Raw genomic sequence first — 1,012 nt, 5'->3', positions numbered from 1 at the left:
TGCAGGCGTTATGTTCTAGGCGATAGATAATGGTTATCTAAAATATTACCTTTGTTTTTATTAACTTAGAAATTAGTGACATTAATCACAGTAGTTCTTCACGATATTACAATAATGATATTTGTATATTTTGGTACAAATGGATTATTGAGGCTTAAATGCAAACTTACAACTCTTCAGGAATACGTGGTTTTGAGTTGAATTCTAATTCAATCACGGTTTGGTTCGATGAAACTGCTCGTTCAGTTAGTTATGACTACGATAGTGCGGGTAAGCAGCATATTGACAGAATGAAAATCATTGCAGTATCTGGTGGTGATCTTAATTCTTACATCGATACGCATGTTAAGTTTAGATACGTCCGTGATTAACTGTTAGAGCGAACATAACAATCGCATCAACACGATTTGCTACACTCGGCATTGTCAGTTTGCCTTTAGTTTCAGTGATTAAGGCGTTAAAATTCAGCTAGGTCTGTATCGTAGCAAACGTGTTATGCAGGCGTTATATTGCGAAAATAGTTAAGAGGATTTCATGGAAGAACAGTCTCAAATCTACTTGGATCAGTATCTAAGCTCACTTTCTGAAATTGAACGTGAAAAGTATCAATCATTCAGTTCAGACTATTTCTGTGCTGATGAGCATAATGCCAATTTATGCGCAGAATTAATCCGAATTGGTCAAAAGACAGCAACTTGTAGCTTAAATGTTTGGTATGAATCTGGTGAAGAGCCAATGCCAACCGTTGGTCATTTACAAGTAGTCGTTGATTGGAATGGGAAACCAATTTGTATCATTGAAATTGATTCAGTTGAAACGTGTAAATATAACGAAGTTACGGCTGAGTTTGCTCATGCAGAAGGCGAGGGCGACCGTTCATTAAAATGGTGGCGTGAAGCACATTGGAGTTTCTTTGCTGCTGAATGTTCAGAGTTAAATATTCAGCCTAATGAGGACATGGTTCTTGTATTGGAACGATTTCATGTCGTTTATCAATAGGCAATATAACAAA

At 36.7% G+C, this 1,012-nt stretch carries 2 protein-coding genes; both read left to right on the top strand.

Annotated elements, in window-relative coordinates; translation table 11 throughout:
* Positions 1 to 158: 158 nt before the first annotated feature.
* Complete coding sequence (locus BTO23_RS14970) at positions 159 to 371, top strand: hypothetical protein (RefSeq protein ID WP_060993032.1); 213 nt, start codon at positions 159 to 161, stop codon at positions 369 to 371.
* A gap of 163 nt (positions 372 to 534) precedes the next feature.
* Complete coding sequence (locus BTO23_RS14965) at positions 535 to 999, top strand: ASCH domain-containing protein (protein ID WP_105063886.1); 465 nt, start codon at positions 535 to 537, stop codon at positions 997 to 999.
* The last annotated feature ends 13 nt before the right edge of the window (positions 1,000 to 1,012 follow it).

This window comes from Aliivibrio sifiae (genome assembly GCF_002954715.1).
Classification (GTDB): domain Bacteria; phylum Pseudomonadota; class Gammaproteobacteria; order Enterobacterales; family Vibrionaceae; genus Aliivibrio; species Aliivibrio sifiae.
The sequence above is the reverse complement of the archived record's forward strand: the minus strand, read 5'-3'. Positions and strand labels throughout refer to the sequence as shown.